This is a genomic window from Streptomyces sp. NBC_00554 (assembly GCF_041431135.1).
GTDB lineage: Bacteria > Actinomycetota > Actinomycetes > Streptomycetales > Streptomycetaceae > Streptomyces.
The window spans coordinates 7,095,211-7,114,913 of record NZ_CP107799.1; the positions used below are offsets into that span (position 1 = coordinate 7,095,211).

Genomic DNA, 19,703 nt, shown 5'->3' on the forward strand with positions numbered 1-19,703 from the left:
CCGAGAGGTGAATCTAGTCGCGGGCGCCGAGGTTTTCCAGCGGTTTGTGCCGGGTGTTCGCGGCTGGATCCGGTCGATGAAATGCCGCGTGCGCAGGCGGGGCGACCTGGTCGTTCGGGGCCTTTCGGGGGGTCGTCTGTGATCTGTGTCGCGGACCTGGGGTGGAACTGAACCGTTCGCGCACTATCGTCATCCGGACAAAAGATGGAAGGACGTCAGGTGAAGTGGGGGTTGCCTGCGTCTCACATCGGAGGCGGTGTGAGCCTCAAGGGGACCGGTACAGATACCCACGCGTGGGACGCGTGGGACGGACGGGGCGGGAGGGCCGACGCGGCGTGGCGAATGTGGAGCACGGCGGAAGAGCGGGTAATGCCTTCGGGGCGGGGGCTGCCGAGACGGCGAAGGCACGGCTGAAGGCTGTCCGCATCGGGCTGTGGGTGATCGCCGCGGTGCTGGCCGTACGGCAGCTCACCGTCGTCCTGAGCACCCCGAAGGGGGAGCGGCTGACGGATCTGGAGACCTGGGTCGGGGAGAACGGCGTCCTGCATGTGAAGGGGTCGCTGTACGACTCCTCGCAGTTCACCGGGACCCCGTTCGGGGGACTCGTCCTCAAACCTCTCACCCGTTCGGCGGAACAGGCCCTCGGCTGGGGCTGGACCTTCGGCACCCTGCTGCTTGTCGTCGCGCTCGGCCTGGTCGTGGCGCGCGCACTGCCCAAGCCCGTGACCCGGCGGGCCTCGCTGCTCGCCGCACCCGTCGCGATCAGCCTCCTGATGCTGTCGCTGCCCGTGCGCAACACCCTCTACCTCGGCCAGACCAGCATCATCCCGGTGCTCCTCGTCCTGCTCGGCTGCTTCGCCGTACGCGGGCAGCGGGCCAGCGGCGTCCTGATCGGCCTCGCCGCCGCCCTGCAGCCGACCGTGCTGCTCTTCGCGCCGCTGCTCTGGTTCACCGGCCGCAGACACGCCGCCGCGACCACTGGTGCCACCTTCGGGGCCCTCACCGCGCTCGCCTGGGCCGCGATGCCGCACGACTCGTACACCTACTGGGTGCACCACCTGGCGGGCGTCGGTCTCGGCGGCAAGGCGGACGGCCTCGGCAACCAGTCCCTGCACGGCGCGCTGCTGCGGCTCGGCCTGGAAGGCCCGCTGGAGATCGCCCTCTTCCTGCTGCTCGGCGCGGCCGTCGCGTTCCTCGGGCTGCGCAGGGCCGTGCGCTACGCGCGCGACGGTCAGCTGCTGCTCGCCGTCGCGATCACCGGCTGTGTCGCGGTCGCCGTCTCGCCCACGACCTGGCAGCACCAGCTGCTGTGGGTGCTGCTCGCGGTGGTCGGACGGGTCGGCAAGAAGACCTCGGACCGCTACATGTGGCCCGTCGCCGTCATCCTCGTCATCACGCTGCCCGCGAAGATGATGCTGCCGAACATGCCGGCGCTCTACCCGCTGCGCGACAACGTGGTGCTGATCGCCGCGCTCGCCGCCGCTCTCGCCGTGCCGTTCCTGTCCCGCACGTCCGAGTACTACCGCAGGCCGATCCCCACCGAGTACGCGCCCGCCGTCCCCGCGCGCTGGAGCCGTGTCCCGCTGCTCCCGTTCCTCGGCCGGGTCCTCTCCCGCCCGAACCTGCTGCTCGAACTGCTCCTGATCCGCGTCGGCTACTCCGCGTACCAGCAGGTCAGGCTGGCCGCGACGGGCGGCACCAACACCGGTGGCCGGGTCACCGCCGAGCACCACGCGGACCAGATCCTGTCCATCGAGCGGTTCCTGCAGCTCGACATCGAGCACTGGGTCAACCACGCCGTCGTGAAGGTCGACTGGCTGCGGAGCTTCTTCGACTTCTACTACACGTCGTTCCACTTCATCGTGCCGCTGTCGGTCCTCGGCGTGCTCTACGTCCGCCGCCCCGCCGACTACCGCTGGGCCCGCGCGGCGCTCGGCTTCGCCACCCTGTTCGCGCTCGTCGGCTTCTGGCTCTACCCGCTGGCCCCGCCGCGCCTGATGCCGGGCCTCGGCATCATCGACACGGTGCACGGCGTCCAGGACTTCTCCAAGCCGGACTACGGCACGCTCACCGCCCTCACGAACCAGTACGCGGCGATGCCCTCGCTGCACTTCGGCTGGTCGCTGTGGTGCGGGCTGGTGATCGCGATCCTGGCGCCGAAGTGGTGGATGAAGGCACTGGGCCTGCTGCACCCGTTCTTCACGGCCTCCGCGATCGTGGCGACCGGCAACCACTGGATCCTCGACGCGGCGGGCGGCGCGGTCGTCGTGGGCGCCGGCTTCGGGCTGACCTATCTGCTCCAGGGCCCGCGGCCCCGGACGCTGCTGAAACCGGTCGAGGTCAGCACGGAGGAACCGGTCCCGGTGACGGGCCGTACTCGGAGCTGATCCGGTACTCGCCCGGCCGGGAGACCGTCAGCCGCGTGAACTCGCCGTCCTGCGCGAGGCAGCCCCCGTCGGCGCGCAGCCACGGCGAGTACGCGACCCGCACGGTCACCGAGCCGGGCTTCGGTATCCGCACGTCGACCTCGGCGCTCGTGGTCCGTACGACGGAGGCGGGCGCCGACACCAGCGGCGCCGCGTCGCGCACCCGGAACACCTGCCAGTGGGCGTCGCTCCACACCGGCTCCAGCCACGCGGGCGGGTTCCGGACCAGGCGGGCCTCCTCCTCGGCGAACCCGTCCGGCTTGCCGCCGGGCAGGACGACGAGGCCGACGGCCCAGTGGTCCAGCCAGGCCCGGTAGGTCGCCGCCGAGAAGGTGCCGTCGTAGAACAGTCGGCCGCGTTCGATGTCCAGCTGGCGGTTCCAGCCGCGCGCCAGGTTCACGTGCGGGGCGAGCGCGGTGGCCTCACGGTGGTTGCGGGCCGGGACCACCTCGACGCGGGTGCGGTCGGCGCCGAGCCGGTCCAGGGCGGTGATGACGCCCTGGGTGTCGGCCGCCCAGGCGGGCACGTTCGTCGACACCTCCAGGTCGTCGACGGTCTTCTGCCCGACCCAGAACAGCGAGTAGCACAGGGCCGCGATCAGCGCGGTGCGCCTCAGGGGCTTGAGACTCGGCGCGCCCAGCAGCACCGCAAGGAGTACGGCGGGTGCGAACAGTTCCGCGAAACGCTCGACGTTCGTGCCGACGGGTGAGGGGATCAGATACGTCAGGACGGTCCCGGCCGCGTAGACGACGCCGCTCCACCGCGCCACCCGCCAGCCGCGCGGGGCCAGCACGGCCACCGTCAGCCCGAGCAGTACGGGCGGCCCGATGCGGCCCGGCGGCATCAACTGCTCGCCGCTGAACGGGAACAGCAGCGTGGTCGCACCCACCACGACGGCGGGCGGCAGCAGCAGCACGGCGGCCCGCACCCGGTCCCGTGCGACGAGATACGCCGCCCCCACCACCACCAGGAACAGCCCGGCCACCGGACTCGCCATCGTCGCAAGGGCCGCGTACGCCGTCGCGAGCAGCAGCCGCCGTTCGCGCGTCAGCAGCACACAGGCGGCGAGCCCGAAGGCCACGCCGAGCGCGAACGTCGTACGCCCCGAGGCGACGTTGCACCACAGCGCGAGCGAGGCGAGCAGTGCCGGGGCCACCGGCCGCCGTATCCCCGTACGGCCGATCAGCACGGCCGCCAGCCAGGTCGCGGCGAGCCCGGAGGCCACGGTCACCGTGCGGACACCCAGCGTGGCCATCAAGTACGGGGATATCAGGCTGTAGTTGGCGGTGTGCATCCCGCCGTACCAGAACAGGTTGTACGCCGATCCGCCGTTCCGTGACGCGAACTGGGCCCATGCCTCCTGGGCCGCGAGGTCGCCGCCGCCGGTGGCGAGGAACACCCACCACACGGCGTACAGCGGGAGCGTGGGGAGCGTCGCGAGGAGCGGGAGGCGGTGGCGGTGCCAGAACCTGCGGACGGGATGGTTCCGGGGCGGGGCCGTGCGGTCCGGCCGGACGAGGGTCAGGTCGGTCAGTGCGGCAGAGGCCACGGCTCTGGGTTTCCGTTCGATGTCTTCGAAGGTGCGGGTCGGCTGCGCCAAGTGTGTAGACGCGAAGTGGACCGAAAACGTTCATCAGGGAGCCACGGGAAGTCGCGACGTGGACAAAGCCGTTGCCTCCGCGTGCTGCCACAGTGCGGCCGCGAGCCAGATCAGGACGGCGCCGACCAGGATGTGCAGCGCGACCGTGAGCAGGGAGTCGGGCAGCGAGGTCAGGAACGCGAACAGCGGCAGCACGACGGCGTATCCCCACGACGGGATCCTCGGGAACACCCGGGCGCGGATCAGCGTCGCCCCGAACAGGGCGCAGCCCACGGCGAACACGGCCGCCGAGCCGATGAGCACGGGGACCGTGGGGCCGCCGGCCAGCGCCTCGTCGATGACGGCGTCGTCGAAGTGGAACAGAACCAGGTTCGCGGCGAACGCGGCACCGCCGAACAGCCCGAGACCGACGAGGTTCACGGTGTGGGCGAGGTCCCCGAAGCGGCCGGTGACCGCGCTCTGCCTGCGGTGCAGCGCGGTGAGCAGGGGCAGCGCGAACGCGGGGGAGAGGGCGAACAGGACGCTGGTCGCGGAGGTCTCCCCGGTGAACGCCTCGATCAGCGCGGGGAGGGCGAGCAGCAGGCCGGACAGGGCTCCGCACAGGGCGGCGGTACGGAAGGGCGAATACATGGGGTCTCTCCGGTTGCTCGGACGGTGGGGCAGGGCGGCAACCGTAAGAAGCGGTCGAGGGGGGAGAGGAGGTGCAGAGCGGCCATGGCAGCGGACGGAAGTCACCATCTCCCGTGCGGGGGAAGGCCGTTCGGCATGTGCCGTTCGGCCCGAGCTGCCCTGAGTTCTCCCGCCGGTCTCACCCAGGGGCCGCCCCCGGCTTAGCCTGGCGACGACAGGGGGTGCCTATGGCCGTTTTCGTGCCCGTGCGGTGGGTGGCTCCGCTGCTGTACGGCGTGGTCCTCGTCGGCGGTCTGTACTACGCGGCGGCCGGCCCGGGACCGACGGGGTGGTGGCGGGCGGCCGGCTTCGTCGCCGTGCTCGGGGCGCTCTTCGCCCTGGAGGCGATGGGAGGGCGCCGGCCCGCCGCCCGGGTGCCGTTGCTGCTCGCGCGGTGCGCTCTGATCGGCGCGGTGGTGGTCCTCGACGCCTCGGGACTGTCCCAAGTGCTGTTCGTGCTGCTGCCGTTCACCGCCTACTTCGCCTTCGGCCGCACGACCGCGCTCGTCCTCGGCGCCCTGTGCCTGGCCGGGCTGCTCACCGCGTACGTGCTGACCGCACCCGGCTGGTACCGCGACCTGGAGCACGTGTCCGACCTGCTGATGCTCACCGTCGGCCTGGTCCTCGCGCTCTCCATGGCCGCCGTGGCGGTCGGCGAGCAGCGCGCACGGCGCGAGGTGGAGGAGTACGCGGCACAGGTCGCCGAGCTCTCCGCCGCCACCGAACGCAACCGGCTGGCCCGCGACATCCACGACAGTCTCGGGCACCATCTCACCGCGATGTCCGTGCAGTTGGAGATGGCCTCGGACTTCCGGGCCCTGGACCCCGACGCGGCCCAGCGCGCGCTGAACGAGGCCCGGCGGTCGGTGCGGCTCGCGCTGGGCGACGTACGGCAGTCGGTGCGTGCGCTGCGCGACGAGGCGGCGCGGCCTTCGCTCTCGGTCGCGCTGGCCGGGCTCGCGGAGGACGGAGCGACGCCGCCGCGGGTCACCGTCGAGGTGAGTGGAGACGAGAACGCTTACGGAGCAGCCGAGTTGACCGCCCTGTACCGGGCCGCGCAGGAAGGCGTGACCAACGCGCGGCGTCATGCGCGGGCTTCGCGGGTGACGGTGGTGGTCTGTCTGGAGGGGGAGGCGGCGCGGATGGTCGTGACCGACGACGGCCTGGGCTTCGCGCCGGACGCGGCGGATTCGGCGGCCGGTGGGTTCGGTCTTGTCGGGATGCGGGAACGGGTGCAACTGGTGGCGGGGAGTGTGGACATCGAGAGCGGGCCGGGGGCGGGCACGCGGCTTACGGTGACGGTTCCGCGAGGAAAGACGTGACATGGATGAAGAGTTGGTGCGGGTGAGAGTGCTGGTCGTCGACGACCAGCGGCTCATCCGCGACGGCATCGCCTCCCTGCTGTCCATCCGTCCCGGTATCGAGGTCGTCGGTACGGCGGTCGACGGCCGGGACGCCGTCGCCAAGACCCTCGAACTGAGCCCGGACGTCGTCCTGATGGACGTACGGATGCCGGAGATGGACGGCGTCGAGGCGGTGGCCGTGCTGCGCGGCCGGGCGCCGGAGTGCCGGGTCGTGATGCTGACGACCTTCGACGACGAGGAGTACGTAGTCCAGGCTCTGCGCGCCGGAGCCCACGGCTACCTCCTCAAGGACCTCCCCGCCGAGGAACTCGCCCAAGCGGTACGCCTGGCCCACGCGGGCGTCACCCAGCTCGACTCCACGGTCGCCCGCCACCTGACGGCTGCCCTCCCGTCGCCCACCCCCGTGACGAAGGCCGCCCCCGCCGTCTCGCTGAGCCCACGCGAGACGGACATCCTGCGGCTCCTGGCGCACGGCCACACCAACCGGGAGATCGCCGCACGCCTGTACCTCAGCGAGGGCACGGTCAAGAACCACGTCTCCCGCATCCTGAGCCGCCTGGCACTGCGCGACCGTACGCAGGCGGCGCTGCGGGCGCGGGATCTCGGGCTGCTGTGAAGGCCTGCACCACCGGCAGAACTGCTCAACCCCCGCTGACCGCCGCCGACTCGTAGCCCGTGATGTCGTCGGGTGTCACCAAGCCGTCCTCGATCGCCCGGGCCAGCATGTCCGCCTTTGTCGGTGCGGTTCTGCCGACCTGCGCGTACTTGACTCTCGCGCGGCGGATGTACACGTCGACCGTGTGAACCGATACGCCCATGCGGCGGGCGACCGAAGCCTTCGACATGGACTGGAACCACCAGAGCAGGGCGGTGCGTTCCTGCGAGGACAGTTTGGGTCTGCTCGCGCCGCGGTCACCGACGAGGACGCCCGCGGCCGTGGGCGTGACGTACGGTCTGTCGCCCGCCGCCGCCAGCACCGCGTTCACCAGGTGGGCCCGTCCTTCGTTCTTCGCGACGAACTCGCAGGCGCCGGCCTCCAGCGATTCGAGCACCACCCGCTGCTCGGTGAACTGCGAGAAGGCGATGACCCGTTGGCCCGCCGCGGCCAGCGTGGCGATGTCGCCGATGACGAGTCTGCCGTGCAGATTCAGATCGAGGATGAGGACATCCGCGACGCCGGGCTCCACATCCGCGGTTTCGCCGGTGTGCTCCACCGAGATCCGCGGCTCCTCGGACAGCCAGGTCTGGATGCCTTCGATGACGACAGGGTGGTCGTCGACGATGGCAACGGTCAGGGAGCCGGACGTAAGGGCCATCGGGTTTCCCACCACAACTGATCCTCCTCCTGGTCGTACGCGGCGGACACGGTGAGCGGGCCCGGCGATTCCACGAGCGTCTCCGGCGGGGCGTCGGCCACCACGCTCACCACCACGTCCTCGGGTGTCGTCACCACAGTCACGCGCGCTCGGGTGGCTGCGGTTGCCAGGACCAGCAAGGTTCCTTCCGCCAGTTCGCGGCGGGCGGAGGCCGGCAGGTCGGGCAACTCGCCGTAGCTCAGCAGGGTCACGCGTACGCCACGCCGCTCGGCGACATCGGCACAGGCCCGCAGTTCGTGCAGGAGCGGGTGCGGGGTGTCGTCCGTCTCCACGAACAGCCTCCGCAGCCGGGCCGCCTCCACGGCGGCACGCTGGCGTACGACGGTGTCCGCCGGGTCCAGTCGACGTTCCGCCAGACCACTCAGCAGTGGTTCCACCCTGATGCGCAGGTACTCATAGCGGCGCCGGCGCTCGGCGTGCACGGTCTCGTCGGCGGTCGCGCGGGCGAGGTACTCCGCCTGTCCCGCGGCGATCTCGGTGGCTTCCCTCGCACCGTCGTTGAGCTGCCGTGCCAGGTACGCGAAGGTCAACTGGATACCGGCGGTGGTGTAGATCATGGCCAGCAGGCGGGAGACGGTGACATGGTCGAGTGCGCCGTCGGCGGCCAGGAAGCCCACCGTGACAGCCGTGTTGGCGGCGAGCAGGGTGATCAGCTCCCACAGCGGACGCTGTATCAGCAGCAGTACGCCGAACCAGCCCACGGTGTTCCCCGCCCAGCTCACATCGCCGATCGCTTCGCCCGCCGGGTACGCGGCGGTGGCGACGACGCCGGTGACCAGCGCCGCCCCCGCAAGCATCCGCGCGGTGCCCGTGCCGAGCGCCGAACGCAGCAGCAGGACCGCACCGACCGTCAGCACGAGCGTGAGGGCCAGCCAGGAGCCCGCGGCGGCGGCCCGCGGCTCGTACACCGGCCAGCCCCTGAGCACCAGCAGGGTGTCCAGGCCGAGGTGCCAGACGCCGACGATCACCACAAGACCGATGTTGACGGCCTTGGCGAAACGGGTGGCGACCATGCCCTTTACGACGTCGGCGGTCATGGTTCCCACCTCAGCACGACCCGGGTGCCGGCGCCGGGGGACGATTCCGCCCGGGCGCTGCCGCCCACGGCACGCATCCGGCCGTAGACCGATTCCCGCAGTCCGCGTCGGTGGGAGGCGACGGTCATGGGGTCGAACCCGCTTCCGCTGTCGTGGACTTCGACGGTGACGCCCTCACCGGCACGCCGGGCCGTGACCCGGGCGGCGCGGGTGTTCGCGTGCTGGGCCACATTGGTCAGGGCCTCGGCGACCCCTTGCGAGAGGGCCACCACGACCTCGTGCGGCAGGTCCAGCGGCGGCACGTCGAACTCGATGTCCAGTGGCGGGAGTCCGACGCGGCGCGTCAGAACGACGGTGCGCAGCTCGACATCCAGCGGGGCGGGGTCGTGCGCCACATCGCGTGCCGCGCCGGGGTGCGCCCGCAGGTTCTCGATGACGGCCAGGTCGGCCGCGGCCCGTTCCGGCAGCGCGGCGGAGTAACGGGTGATGCTGCCGGTGCCCACGATGGTGAGCGTGGCGAGCACGGTGTCGTGCAGCAGCCGCTGCTGCTCCAGTTCGTCGCTGCGGGCGGCGGACCGGGCCCGCGCCGACGCCCGCGCCGATGCCTCCTCCGACAGTGCGCGGTCCGCCCTGCGCGCTCCGTGCCGCAGCAGGACCACGACGGCGGCGGCCAGCAGCCCCTGGAGCACCAGGATGACGGGGGCTTCCCGTACGCCGGGGGCGCCCACCGCGTAGGCCACCGCGATGGCGATCGCCGCCGCCATCGCCCAGGGCTGCCGCAGCACGAACTGGGCGATGAAGACGCCGGTGCTGGCGACCATGTCGACCCATCCGCTGCCCGCGCTCGCTCCCAGGACCTCGGCCGGGACGAGCTTGCCGTGCGCCAGGCAGAGCAGCAGGACGACGGCGATGTCACCGGCGTAGAGCCAGGGCCGAGGTTCCGGGCGGAACATCAGGACGGTGAACAGGCCGCTCCACACCAGCAGTCCGACGACCGCGACGGCCACCCAGGCGGGGCGGGCGGGCGGTGCGAGGCCGACCACGGCGACCACGGCCGCCCCGACGGAACTGGCCGCCCGCAGGACAGCGGACAGGCGCGCCGACTTGCGCCGAAGCTGAAGCTGGGCGGGTCCCTGCGTCAACACGGATTCTCCGCCAAAGGAATTCCCGCCTCCGCTAAGAGAAGTGAGGGAATTTCGACCGCTTTCCTCACAACGTTTCCTCCGCACGCCGACGAGACCGGCTGCTGAGCTTAGACGAACGCGAGCGCGACCGACAGGGGCACTCGCGATATCTCGCGGCGCAGGGGCGGCGGCGCATGTCACGCGTTCGCGTGACATGCCTTCCTCCGGCCCGCCCCGTAATCTTCGGAACCGGGCCGATCGAGGGGGAATCTCGGGTGTTAGGGGGGAATCTCGGGTGTTATTCGAAGTTCGTGTGAAGGGAAAATCCTCCGTCCTTCTTTCACTGGCTCTCATCGTCTGCCTGGTGGCCGGCTGCGAGGCCGAGAGCGGAAACCCGAAGGATATGGAACGGCCGCAGAAAGGCGAAGTGGTCGGCGGGGCGGGCGAACAGGTCAGAGACCTGACCGTCGCGGAGGAGGTCCAGGTCGACCGCGCGGAGGAAGAACTCGTCGAGAACTGCATGGAGCGCCAGGGCCACCCCTACTGGCCGGCGCCGGTGGCGAGCGTCGCGGAACGCAAGGCCGGGGCGTACGTGGTGGACGACGTGGAGTGGGCTCGCCGTTACGGCTACGGCCGGCCCTTCGACATCGCGGCCGAGAAGGCACGCCGCAGTCACCCCAATGTCACCTACCACAACGCACTCCCCGAGCAGGAGCGCATCCGCTACTCCCGCGCGCTCGACGGCGATTTCGACGACGCCATATCCGTCGGACTGCCGTCCGGCGGCACCATCCGGACACCACGCGAAGGCTGTCACGTCGAAGCGCAGGAGCGGCTCTACGGCGACCATCCGACCTGGTTCCGGGTCAAGAAGACCGTGACCGGGCTGACTCCGCTGTATGTCCCACAGATTCTCCAGGACGAGCGCCTGGTCACCGCGGTCAAGGCATGGTCCCGATGTATGAACGAGTCGGGAAACCCCTTCGGGAGCCCGGACGAGATACGCCAGAAACGGGAGTCTCTGGTCAAGGGAATGAATGCGGCCCAAGCCCAGAGCGCCGAGGTGAAATTGGCTGTGGCCGAGGCCGAGTGTGCCCTTGAAACATCCCTCGGGGAGACCGCGCGTTCCCTCGAAGGTGAATACAGGGAAAAGACGCTGCGTGATTACCCCGAAGAGTTCGCGACCTATCAGCAGCTGAGGATGACCGCCCTTTCCCGGGCCAGGAACCTCGAAATCCGGTAGGCGCCCCACCGAAGATTTCCGTGGCGTCATGGCCGCGGGGAGTCCCACCCATCAGATGATCGAGGAGTTACACCCATGAGAAAACTGTCCGCCACCCTGACCGTCCTGGGCATGGCCGCTCTCGGAACCGTCGTCCCCGTCTCCGCCGCGCACGCCGCCGAGACCTGTTCCGACAACTACTCGGCCGCCACGGCCGGCTACATGTACGCCTACGACTATGTCGACTGCGTCGGGCAGCTCGGCAAGGTCTCGGGCAACGACTCGGACTGGGGCGTCGACTCCAACAAGGCCTCGTCCATCCTCAACAAGGGCAACTTCCAAGAGGTCCAGTTCTTCAACGGAACCGGCACGGGCTGGACCGGCGGCCACACCTGCCTCTCCCGCAACGAGGGCTACGCCTCAGACCTCACCGACAACTACTTCACCAGCGGCTACTCGGCCAACAACTCCATCAGCTCGCACCGCTGGGTGAACGCCAGCACCTGCGACAGGTGGGCGACCTGATCTCCGCTTCCGCGTAGCCGAGGCTGACGGGCTTCTGTGCCTTGCGGGGATGCCTCTCTCATGGCATCCCCGCAAGGCCGGGGGCGGCGGCGCTGTCACGCGTTCGCGTGACATGTCCTTCTCCAGCCCGTCCCTTAATTTCGTACCAGGCCGCCCTGGGCGGAATCGACCATCAATCACGGGGGATCTTCATGCAGGGATTGCTGAGACGGCTCACGCTGTTTCTCTCCGCGGTGCTGGCACTTGCCGTCACCGTGCTCACAGTCACGCCGGCCAGTGCGGCGCCGGCCCGGTCGACCACGAACACCAACACGGTCATCTTCGTGCACGGGATCCAGGGCGATCCGACCAAGTCCGGACACGACTGCCGCGCTACCTGGTCCGCCGCCCGTAATCACTTCGCGGACAAGGGGTGGCGCGGAAGCCTTCTGACCTTCGGCTACTACAAAGCCAACACGAACTGCAGCCACGAGTTCCCCGGCAACAAGGACACGCCGATCAGGGTGGTGGCCCAGGCATTCGCCAACTACGTCTACGACAACTTCTCAAAGCCCTCGAAGGGGAGCAAGAAGATCGACGTCGTCGCCCACTCCATGGGTGGTCTGGTCGTCCGTGCCGCGCTGCACTACACCAAAATCCACGCCGCGGGCTTCCCGGATTACCTCTACATCGAGGACGTCGCGACGCTCGCCACCCCCCACGGCGGCAGCACCAACGACGGCCTCTGCAGGTTCGTGTGGCAGCAGTGCAAGGACATGCGGCCGAGCAGCGCGTTCCTCGATTCGCTCCCGAGCACCATGCCCGACTCCGCTATGAGTGGTGGCACCGACTGGACCACCATGTCGGCCTTCCACGACGGCTACGTGTCGGAGTCCTCCGGTATCGCAGGTACCGCGGAGCACGAGATTCAGTACAACGACAGCCGGGTCGGTCACGTGAGCTTCCCCAAGCTCGCCACCGGAACGTACAACTCGCGGATCAAGAACAACTCCACGTGGACCAGTTGGAACCGGTACGCCGCTCCTGTGGAGATGGCACGCATTGCGGTGTACCGCCCGTCCTCGGCCTGAGTCCCGCAACACGCAGTGAACGAGGGGCGGTCGTCGCACTGACGGCGACCGCCCCTCTTTCGGGTCGTCCGCATGACCGCCGGAATGTCAGCCGCTGGGGCGGCGGTTGCGGTACGTGGAGAGCGCTGTCAGTACGAAGATCAAGGGCAGTCCCAGTCCCATGACCGTGAGCGGTGACAGGATCGACTCCAGCCACTCCGGCAGGTCGACGAAGAGTGGGAGCAGCATCAGTACGGTCAGCGGGATGAGCGCGATCATCGCGACGGCGAACCCCGCCATGAGGGCCGCCTGGCGGGCATCGCGCCGGTCGATGCGAACGGCGGCCGCCGGGTCGGGCGCCCAGTCCTCACCGCGCAGTTCCTGCCATGCCTCCAGCAGCAGCGTGAGTTCACGCTCGACGTTCACATGAATGTCGTCGACGAACGGCAGCAGCACCTTGGCGCCGTTCCGGTCGTACGCGTGCACCAGCACGCTGGCCGCACCGCTCTGCGCCGCCCCCGCCGCGCTGAACTCCGACCTGATGTCCTGGATGTCCTCCCATGCCAACCGCCGGTGCCTGATCATGCCGCGCACATCGAGCGCCTTGATGTTCGCGCTGGTGGAGCAGCGCAGGGTCGCGTAGAAGAGCCACCCGAAGAGCAGCACCCATCCCAGGAGGAAGAGGTACTTGAACGCGGCGGGTAAGTCGTCGGCGGTCACCATGGGCAGCACCACGGCCAGTGTGCCCACGACCATCACCCCGAGGAACGCGTTCCTCCGGGACGGTCTCATCCGGTACTCGCGCGGCAGTCGTTCGTATCCCACAGTGACCCCCCTGGCTCGGCATGGCCCACCCGTCGGCATATGCCATGGGGCACCATGGTGAAGCTCCAACTACCCTGTGTCGAGGGGTTGTTGTGACTTCGGGACCATTCCGGGACGCCTCTAATGCCTTTCGTCCTCCTTGGCCGCAGCGCACTCGAACCACACCGTCTTGCCGCCTCCGGTCGGCTCCACACCCCACTCGTCGGCCATCGCCTCGACGAGGACCAGGCCTCGGCCGCCCTCCGAGTCACCGTCGGGGGCCGAGACGGTCGGGAGGTCGGCCGAGCTGTCCGACACCTCGACGCGGACGCCGTACGACTGCCGCAGGACCAGCAACTCGCAGTTGCGGTCCGGGACATGACGCAGAACGTTGGCGAGCAGCTCGGTGACCGCCAGGCCGACGGGGTCGGTCAGGTCCGGCATGCCCCAGTGGCGGAGGTAGGCGCGGACGATCCGCCGTACGTGACCCGCCGAGTGCTCGCCGACCGTGAAGCGCATGCCGTACTGGACGGGTGGGGGAGGGAAGAGTTCGTTCACAGGACGATCGTGGCGGCCGTTCGCTACGCTGAGCTACCGACCGAACACAACTGGCTCGCAAGCCGAGTTGGGTGAGAGGGGCCGTCCGTGACCAACATCAGCGTCCTCGATCCGAGCGCGTCGCCGCTCGATTACTACGGTTTCGAGCTGCGGCGGCATCGAGAGGCCGCCGGGCTCACGCAGAAGGAGTTCGGAGACGTCGTCAACTACACCGGGTCGCTGGTGGGACAGATCGAGACGGCTCGGAAGCTGCCGACGGATGTGTTCAGCGAGCGGGCGGATGCGGCGTTGGGGACCGGGGGGTTGTTGTCGCGGCTGGTGGGGCTGGTGTTGAGGAGTCAGCTTCCGGCTTGGTTCCAGCAGGTGGCGGAGCTTGAGGCGCGGGCGATCGAGATCTGTACCTTCCAGACGCACATGGTGCACGGCCTGTTGCAGACCGGGGCGTACGCGCGTGCCGTGCTCGGCGCTCTGGACTCCAGCAGGCTCGACGACCGGACCGCCGTACGGCTGGCGCGTCAGCGCATCTTCGACAAGGCCGAGCCGCCGGTGCTCTGGGCGGTCATCAGCGAGGCCGCGCTCTACCAGGAGATGGGCGGTCCGGAAACCATGCGGGGCCAACTGGCCCGGCTGTTGGACTTCGAGGAGAACCCCCGAGTCAACATCCAGGTGTTGCCGTACTCCGCTGGGGCTCATTCCGGGCTACAGGGTTCCTACACCCTCTTCCGCTTCGCGAGTGACCCGGACATCGTCTACACCGAGGGCTACGGGACGGGGCATCCGACCGCCAACCCGGACACTGTCAAGGACTGTTCACTCCGTTACGATCATCTTCAGGCCGCCGCTCTCTCCCTCAGGGATTCGGCGGGGCTGATCCGGCACGTAATGGAGGAACGCTATGGGGAGCAACGCGATTCCGACCGGGACTCAGTGGCGTAAGTCCAGCTACAGCGGCGACCAGGGGGGCGAATGCGTCGAGTGCGCGCCGCTCGGCACCGTGGCCTGGCGCAAGTCGACGTACAGCAGCGACCAGGGTGGCGAGTGCGTCGAGATCGCCTCAACCCCCTGCGCCACCATCGCCGTTCGCGACTCCAAGGTCCCCGACGGTCCCGCCCTCGCCCTCACCCCGGCCGCCTTCACCGCCTTCGTCGCCCAGCTCTAGCCCCGGCTAGGACCGCGCCGCGTCCACCACCTCCTTCGTCGTCACCACCCGGGCGAAGTCACCTCCGTGCAGTGTCACGGCGGTCGCGCGGCTCAGTTCGTCGGCCGTCAGGTGCCAGCCGAACGGGCCCGCCTGGTCGAAGGTGTACGTGGCGTCGAAGGCGAACAGGACGTCGTAGCCGAGGTTGCCGCCCATGCGGGCCGTGGTCTCCGCGCACATGTTGGTCTGGATGCCGGCGATGGCGATCTGGGTGATGCCGGAGGCCTTGAGCCAGGCGTCCAGGTCCGGGGCGCCGTAGAAGGCCGAGTTGACGGTCTTGGTGATGAACAGCTCCGGGCCCCTGCCAAGGCCGCGCCGCTGCTCGACGTACTCCTTGAAGTCGTTGCCCGGGTACCCCGGCCGCAGGGGCGAGTCCGGCTTGGTCGAGTCGTGTCGTACGAAGACGACCGGGCGGCCCGTGTCCTGCCAGGCCGCGATGAGGGAGGCGATGTTCTCGTCGGCGGCGGGGTTGTTGCGCGGGATCGAGGCAGCCATCTCGTCGAAGCCCTGCTGCACGTCCACCACTATCAGCGCCGCGTTCTCTGTGATCTCCATGGGGACCATCGTGCCGCCGTCCGGCAGCTCGCCCCAGGGGGCAGGAAGCCAGCGTTCGATGGTTTACTGCCAGGGTGACCCAGTCGACGACACGCGCCCATCGCATCGCGCTCCTCGCCTTTCCCGGCGTCCGGGCCTTCGACGTCAGCATCATCACCGAGGTGTGGGGTGTGGACCGTACCGACCGTGGCGTACCCGCCTTCGACCTGCGACGGGTCGCCGCCGACCCCGCCCCCGTGGCGATGCGCGGCGGACTCGCGGTCACCCCGGACCGGACGCTGGCCTGGCTGCCGCGGGCCGAGCTGATCGTGGTCCCGGGGCTCGATGATCATGTGACGCCCGCGCCCGGACCCGTGCTGGAGGCGCTACGGCGTGCCCATGCCCGGGGTACCACCATCGCGGCGCTGTGTGGCGGTGCCTTCACGCTGGCGCAGGCGGGGCTGCTCGACGGGCGTCGCGCGCTGACGCACTGGAATCTGATCGACCTGCTGCGGGAGCGGCATCCGGGGGTGCGGGTCGAGCTGGACGCGTTGTTCGTCGAGGACGGCAACATCTGGACGGCCGCGGGGACGGCCGCCGGGATCGACCTGTGCCTGCACCTCGTCCGTACCGTTCATGGCGCGGAGGCCGCCGCGGCGGTCGCCCGTTCGATGGTCACGGCGCCGTTCCGGACCGGCAGCCAGGCCCAGTTCATCGAGCATCCGGCCGCCCCCGCGGACCCGGACGCCGACGCGCTGGCCGCCGTACGCGAGTACGCGCTCGGGCATCTCCACGAGCCGCTGACCGTGCCCCGGCTCGCCGCCCGCGCCGGGATGTCGCCGCGTTCCTTCGCACGGCACTTCGCGGCGGCGACCGGGTCAACTCCGGTGCGCTGGTTGCTGGATCAGCGGATCGCGGCCGCGCAGAGGCTGCTGGAGCGGACCGGTCTTGCCATGCCCGAGGTCGCCCGGCGGGCGGGCTTCGGGAGCGAGGTCACCATGCGGCAGCACTTCGCGGCACGGCTCGCGACGAGCCCGCGCGCGTACCGTGCGTCGTTCGCCGGGGCGGGCGGCGCCGTGGGAAGCGGTGGCGTGGGCAGTGGTGGCGCGGGAGGCAGGGGCGGGGCGTAGGGCGGTGGATGCCCCTGCCTCCCACGTGTTTCATGTGTTCCATGTGGGACGGGCCGACGGTGCCGGGAGGTCGTCGGCCCGAGCGTGGATGGCGCCTTACGTGGGGTTGACCTGGAGTTCCTTGACGCCGTTGAGCCAGGCGGAGCGCAGTCGGCGGGGGTCGCCGACCAGGCGGAGGTTCGGCATGGCGTCGGCGATGGCGTTGAAGATCAGGTCGATCTCGAGGGTGGCGAGGGACTTGCCGAGGCAGAAGTGCGGGCCTCCGCCGCCGAAGCCGAGGTGGGGGTTGGGGTCGCGGGTGATGTCGAAGAGTTCCGGGTGGTCGAAGATCTCGGGGTCGTTGTTGGCGGAGGAGTAGAAGATGCCGACGCGGTCGCCCTTCTTGATCTGCTGCCCGCCCAGTTCGGTGTCCTGGGTCGCGGTGCGCTGGAAGGAGATGACCGGGGTCGCCCAGCGGACGATCTCCTCGGCGGCGGTACTCGGGCGTTCGCGTTTGTAGAGGTCCCACTGGTCGGGGTGGGTGAGGAAGGCGTGCATGCCGTGGGTGATGGCGTTGCGGGTCGTCTCGTTGCCGGCGACGGCCAACAGCAGTACGAAGAAGCCGAATTCGTCCGAGGCCAGGTTGCCTTCGTCCTCGGCCGCCACCAGCGTGCTGACGATGTCCTTGGCCGGGCACTGCTTGCGGTCGGCGGCCAGGTTCATGGCGTACGAGATGAGTTCGGTGGCCGACTCGGCGCCGACCTCCTCGGTGATCGCGTACTCCGGATCGTCGTACGCCACCATCTTGTTGGACCAGTCGAAGATCTTGGCCCGGTCGTCCTGCGGGACGCCGATGAGCTCCGCGATCGCCTGCAGGGGCAGTTCGCTGGCCACTTGGGTGACGAAGTCGAAGGCGCCGTCGGGACCCGCGCCGGCGATCGCGTGCTCGACGATCGAACCGGCGCGGGCGCGCAGGGCCGCCTCCAGGGAGCGGATCGCGCGCGGGGTGAAGCCGCGCTGCACGATCTGCCGGACCCGGGTGTGCTCGGGCGGGTCCATGTTGAGCATGATCAGCCGCTGCATCTCGATCGTCTCGCGCGGCATGTGCTCGTGGAAGCGGATGACGGCGGTGTTGAGGAACGAGGAGAACAACTCGGGGTGCGTGGAGACGTACTTGACGTCCGCGTGGCGCGTCACGGCCCAGTAGCCGTCGTCCTGGAAGCCCGCGACACCTGGCTGTTGGGGGATCCAGTGGACCGGTTCCGTTCCACGCAACTCGGCGAACTCGGGGAGGGGTATGCGGTGGTGCACCACATCGGGGTCGGTGAAATCGAACCCGTCGGGCAGTGCTGGACAGGGCATTGGCAACTCCCGCCGTTCAGACGGCCTTCTGGTCTTCTGGTCTTCGCGATGACTTCTGACGGTTCATCAGGAACGGGAAACTGCCGTGAAGGTAGTAACGGGTTCTACAACTAGCAAGAGGCGCGGCGGCCCGAATCATGTGTGGGATCTGTACGGAACGCGACTTCCACGGCTGCACGACCCTTGCGGCGCGGGGGGTTGGCTCAGCAGACTGCACACAGAACTAGAACGCGTACTAGTTCGGCGCGGCGGGTGGCCGGGACGCCCGCGCCGCGCGGGTGGACAGGCCCAAGGAGAGGACGAGCCCCCATGGTCGCGGAACCCGTCATCGTCGAAGCCGTACGCACCCCCATTGGCAAGCGGGGCGGCGCGCTCGCCAATCTGCACCCCGCCTACCTCCTGGGCGAGACCTACCGTGAACTCCTGGGCCGCACAGGCATCCAGGCCGACTGCGTCGAGCAGATCGTCGGCGGCACGGTGACCCACGCCGGCGAACAGTCCATGAACCCCGCCCGTACCGCCTGGCTCACCATGGGCCTGCCGTACGAGACCGCCGCGACGACCGTCGACTGCCAGTGCGGCTCCTCGCAGCAGGCCTCGCACATGGTCGCCAACATGGTCGCGGCGGGCGTCATCGACGTCGGGATCTCCTGCGGCGTCGAGGCGATGTCGCGGGTGCCGCTGGGGTCCGGATCCAAGCACGGTCCTGGCAAGCCGTTCCCCGACGAGTGGAACGTGGACCTGCCCAACCAGTTCGAGGCGGCGGAACGCATCGCCCGCCATCGCGGACTGACCCGCGAGAACGTCGACTCGCTCGGACTGATCTCGCAGGAGCGCGCCGCCATCGCCTGGTCCGAGGAACGCTTCAAGCGCGAGACCTTCGCCGTGCAGGTGCCCACCACGGAGGAGGAGCAGCGGGCAGGGCAGGGCATGTGGCGGCTCGTCGACCGGGACGAGGGGCTCCGTGACACGACCATGGAGGCGCTGGCCCGGCTGAAGCCGGTCATGCCCACGGCCGTCCACACCGCGGGCAACTCCTCCCAGATCTCCGACGGCGCCTCCGCGATCATGTGGGCGTCCAAACGGATGGCACGCGCGCTGAAGCTGCGCCCGCGGGCGCGGATCGTGGCGCAGGCGCTGGTCGGTTCCGACCCCCACTTCCACCTCGACGGGCCGATCGACGCGACGCGGGCGGTGCTCGGGAAGGCCGGCATGTCGCTGAAGGACATCGACATCGTCGAGATCAACGAGGCTTTCGCGTCCGTGGTGTTGAGCTGGGCGCAGGTCTTCGAGCAGGACCTCGAGAAGGTCAACGTCAACGGCGGCGCGATCGCGCTCGGGCATCCGGTGGGGGCCACGGGGGCGCGGCTGATCGCGACCGCGCTGCATGAACTGGAGCGGCGGGACAAGGAGTTCGCGCTGGTGACGATGTGTGCGGGTGGGGGACTGGCGACCGGGACGATCATTCAGCGGTTGTAGTCCGCCGGGTGATGAGGCGGGGCGGTCCAAGAGGAAGCCGTTGGTTCGAAATACCGGCCTTTGGATCGCCCCGTACTCTGTTAATTCCCTATTGGTTAACGGACTGTTCAATTCCGATCTCTTCGTCGGCGCGCGATCGATCAGTTGTCCATTGAAACCTTGACGGTGTGCGTTCAATCTGAGTACAACTGTGGCCTCAATGTGAAAGCTGTGCGGCTACGGGGGCTGTTGTGCTGTCAGATGTGATGCACCGTCATGTCGGCGTAC

19 protein-coding genes are annotated in these 19,703 nt (G+C 69.4%); 10 read left to right on the forward strand and 9 right to left on the reverse strand.

Annotation, left to right across the window (positions count from 1 at the left end; all coding sequences use genetic code 11):
• Window positions 1-335 precede the first annotated feature (335 nt).
• Window positions 336-2,387, forward strand: coding sequence for a bifunctional glycosyltransferase 87/phosphatase PAP2 family protein (locus OG266_RS31330; RefSeq protein ID WP_371549723.1), 2,052 nt, complete (start codon window positions 336-338; stop codon window positions 2,385-2,387).
• Here the strand turns inward: OG266_RS31330 and OG266_RS31335 are convergent.
• Both OG266_RS31335 and OG266_RS31340 read right to left on the reverse strand, forming a co-directional pair.
• Complete coding sequence (locus OG266_RS31335; protein ID WP_371553028.1) at window positions 2,341-3,951, reverse strand: hypothetical protein; 1,611 nt, start codon at window positions 3,949-3,951, stop codon at window positions 2,341-2,343. The genes OG266_RS31330 and OG266_RS31335 overlap by 47 nt on opposite strands.
• Before the next feature lie 108 nt (window positions 3,952-4,059).
• Entirely contained in the window at window positions 4,060-4,656 is a 597-nt protein-coding gene (locus OG266_RS31340) for a hypothetical protein (protein ID WP_266463433.1), read from the reverse strand.
• Window positions 4,657-4,883: 227 nt separating this feature from the next.
• Here OG266_RS31340 and OG266_RS31345 point away from each other — a divergent pair, with 227 nt between their 5' ends.
• Together OG266_RS31345 and OG266_RS31350 are read left to right on the forward strand one after the other, a co-directional pair.
• A complete protein-coding gene (locus OG266_RS31345; RefSeq protein ID WP_371549726.1) occupies window positions 4,884-6,017 on the forward strand; it encodes a sensor histidine kinase in 1,134 nt (377 codons plus the stop codon).
• 1 nt (window position 6,018) lies between these two features.
• On the forward strand, window positions 6,019-6,675 hold the full coding sequence (locus OG266_RS31350; RefSeq protein ID WP_371549728.1) for a response regulator: 657 nt from the start codon (window positions 6,019-6,021) through the stop codon (window positions 6,673-6,675).
• Window positions 6,676-6,700: 25 nt separating this feature from the next.
• Here the strand turns inward: OG266_RS31350 and OG266_RS31355 are convergent, their stop codons facing one another.
• From OG266_RS31355 to OG266_RS31365, 3 genes are read right to left on the reverse strand one after another with little or no spacing between them, the layout of a single operon-like run.
• Window positions 6,701-7,375 carry a response regulator gene (locus OG266_RS31355; protein ID WP_371549730.1) on the reverse strand — a complete coding sequence of 225 codons (675 nt, stop codon included), beginning with the start codon at window positions 7,373-7,375 and terminating at the stop codon, window positions 6,701-6,703.
• On the reverse strand, window positions 7,351-8,472 hold the full coding sequence (locus OG266_RS31360; RefSeq protein WP_371549732.1) for a hypothetical protein: 1,122 nt from the start codon (window positions 8,470-8,472) through the stop codon (window positions 7,351-7,353). Before OG266_RS31360 ends, OG266_RS31355 begins: the two co-directional genes overlap by 25 nt.
• Window positions 8,469-9,617 carry a sensor histidine kinase gene (locus OG266_RS31365; RefSeq protein ID WP_266463446.1) on the reverse strand — a complete coding sequence of 383 codons (1,149 nt, stop codon included), beginning with the start codon at window positions 9,615-9,617 and terminating at the stop codon, window positions 8,469-8,471. The genes OG266_RS31360 and OG266_RS31365 overlap by 4 nt, the downstream gene beginning before the upstream one ends.
• Window positions 9,618-9,909: 292 nt before the next feature.
• On the opposite strand from OG266_RS31365, the gene OG266_RS31370 reads away from it, so the two are divergent.
• From OG266_RS31370 to OG266_RS31380, 3 genes are all read left to right on the forward strand, one after another.
• The gene (locus OG266_RS31370) at window positions 9,910-10,839 is read left to right on the forward strand and encodes a hypothetical protein (protein WP_371549734.1); all 930 of its coding nucleotides are present in this window, start codon (window positions 9,910-9,912) and stop codon (window positions 10,837-10,839) included.
• Between the two features lie 75 nt (window positions 10,840-10,914).
• Complete coding sequence (locus tag OG266_RS31375) at window positions 10,915-11,343, forward strand: hypothetical protein (RefSeq protein WP_266826726.1); 429 nt, start codon at window positions 10,915-10,917, stop codon at window positions 11,341-11,343.
• A 191-nt stretch (window positions 11,344-11,534) separates the two neighbouring features.
• Complete coding sequence (locus tag OG266_RS31380) at window positions 11,535-12,413, forward strand: esterase/lipase family protein (RefSeq protein ID WP_371549737.1); 879 nt, start codon at window positions 11,535-11,537, stop codon at window positions 12,411-12,413.
• 87 nt (window positions 12,414-12,500) lie between these two features.
• Here OG266_RS31380 and OG266_RS31385 read toward each other — a convergent pair whose 3' ends face one another.
• Together OG266_RS31385 and OG266_RS31390 are read right to left on the reverse strand one after the other, a co-directional pair.
• Window positions 12,501-13,217, reverse strand: coding sequence for a PH domain-containing protein (locus OG266_RS31385; protein WP_371549739.1), 717 nt, complete (start codon window positions 13,215-13,217; stop codon window positions 12,501-12,503).
• Window positions 13,218-13,337: 120 nt separating this feature from the next.
• Window positions 13,338-13,754, reverse strand: coding sequence for an ATP-binding protein (locus tag OG266_RS31390; RefSeq protein WP_371549741.1), 417 nt, complete (start codon window positions 13,752-13,754; stop codon window positions 13,338-13,340).
• A gap of 87 nt (window positions 13,755-13,841) precedes the next feature.
• Here OG266_RS31390 and OG266_RS31395 point away from each other — a divergent pair, with 87 nt between their 5' ends.
• Together OG266_RS31395 and OG266_RS31400 are read left to right on the forward strand one after the other, a co-directional pair.
• Window positions 13,842-14,690, forward strand: coding sequence for a helix-turn-helix domain-containing protein (locus OG266_RS31395; RefSeq protein ID WP_371549743.1), 849 nt, complete (start codon window positions 13,842-13,844; stop codon window positions 14,688-14,690).
• Window positions 14,650-14,913 carry a DUF397 domain-containing protein gene (locus tag OG266_RS31400; RefSeq protein WP_371549745.1) on the forward strand — a complete coding sequence of 88 codons (264 nt, stop codon included), beginning with the start codon at window positions 14,650-14,652 and terminating at the stop codon, window positions 14,911-14,913. Before OG266_RS31395 ends, OG266_RS31400 begins: the two co-directional genes overlap by 41 nt.
• A gap of 6 nt (window positions 14,914-14,919) precedes the next feature.
• On the opposite strand, the gene OG266_RS31405 is transcribed toward OG266_RS31400, so the two are convergent.
• A complete protein-coding gene (locus tag OG266_RS31405) occupies window positions 14,920-15,507 on the reverse strand; it encodes a cysteine hydrolase family protein (RefSeq protein WP_371549747.1) in 588 nt (195 codons plus the stop codon).
• A gap of 74 nt (window positions 15,508-15,581) precedes the next feature.
• Here OG266_RS31405 and OG266_RS31410 point away from each other — a divergent pair, with 74 nt between their 5' ends.
• On the forward strand, window positions 15,582-16,616 hold the full coding sequence (locus OG266_RS31410; protein ID WP_371549750.1) for a GlxA family transcriptional regulator: 1,035 nt from the start codon (window positions 15,582-15,584) through the stop codon (window positions 16,614-16,616).
• A 96-nt stretch (window positions 16,617-16,712) separates the two neighbouring features.
• Here OG266_RS31410 and OG266_RS31415 read toward each other — a convergent pair whose 3' ends face one another.
• Window positions 16,713-17,957, reverse strand: coding sequence for a cytochrome P450 (locus OG266_RS31415; RefSeq protein ID WP_371549752.1), 1,245 nt, complete (start codon window positions 17,955-17,957; stop codon window positions 16,713-16,715).
• Between the two features lie 309 nt (window positions 17,958-18,266).
• Between OG266_RS31415 and OG266_RS31420 the strand changes: the two genes are divergently transcribed.
• On the forward strand, window positions 18,267-19,436 hold the full coding sequence (locus tag OG266_RS31420) for a steroid 3-ketoacyl-CoA thiolase (protein WP_266463495.1): 1,170 nt from the start codon (window positions 18,267-18,269) through the stop codon (window positions 19,434-19,436).
• Window positions 19,437-19,703: the final 267 nt, after the last annotated feature.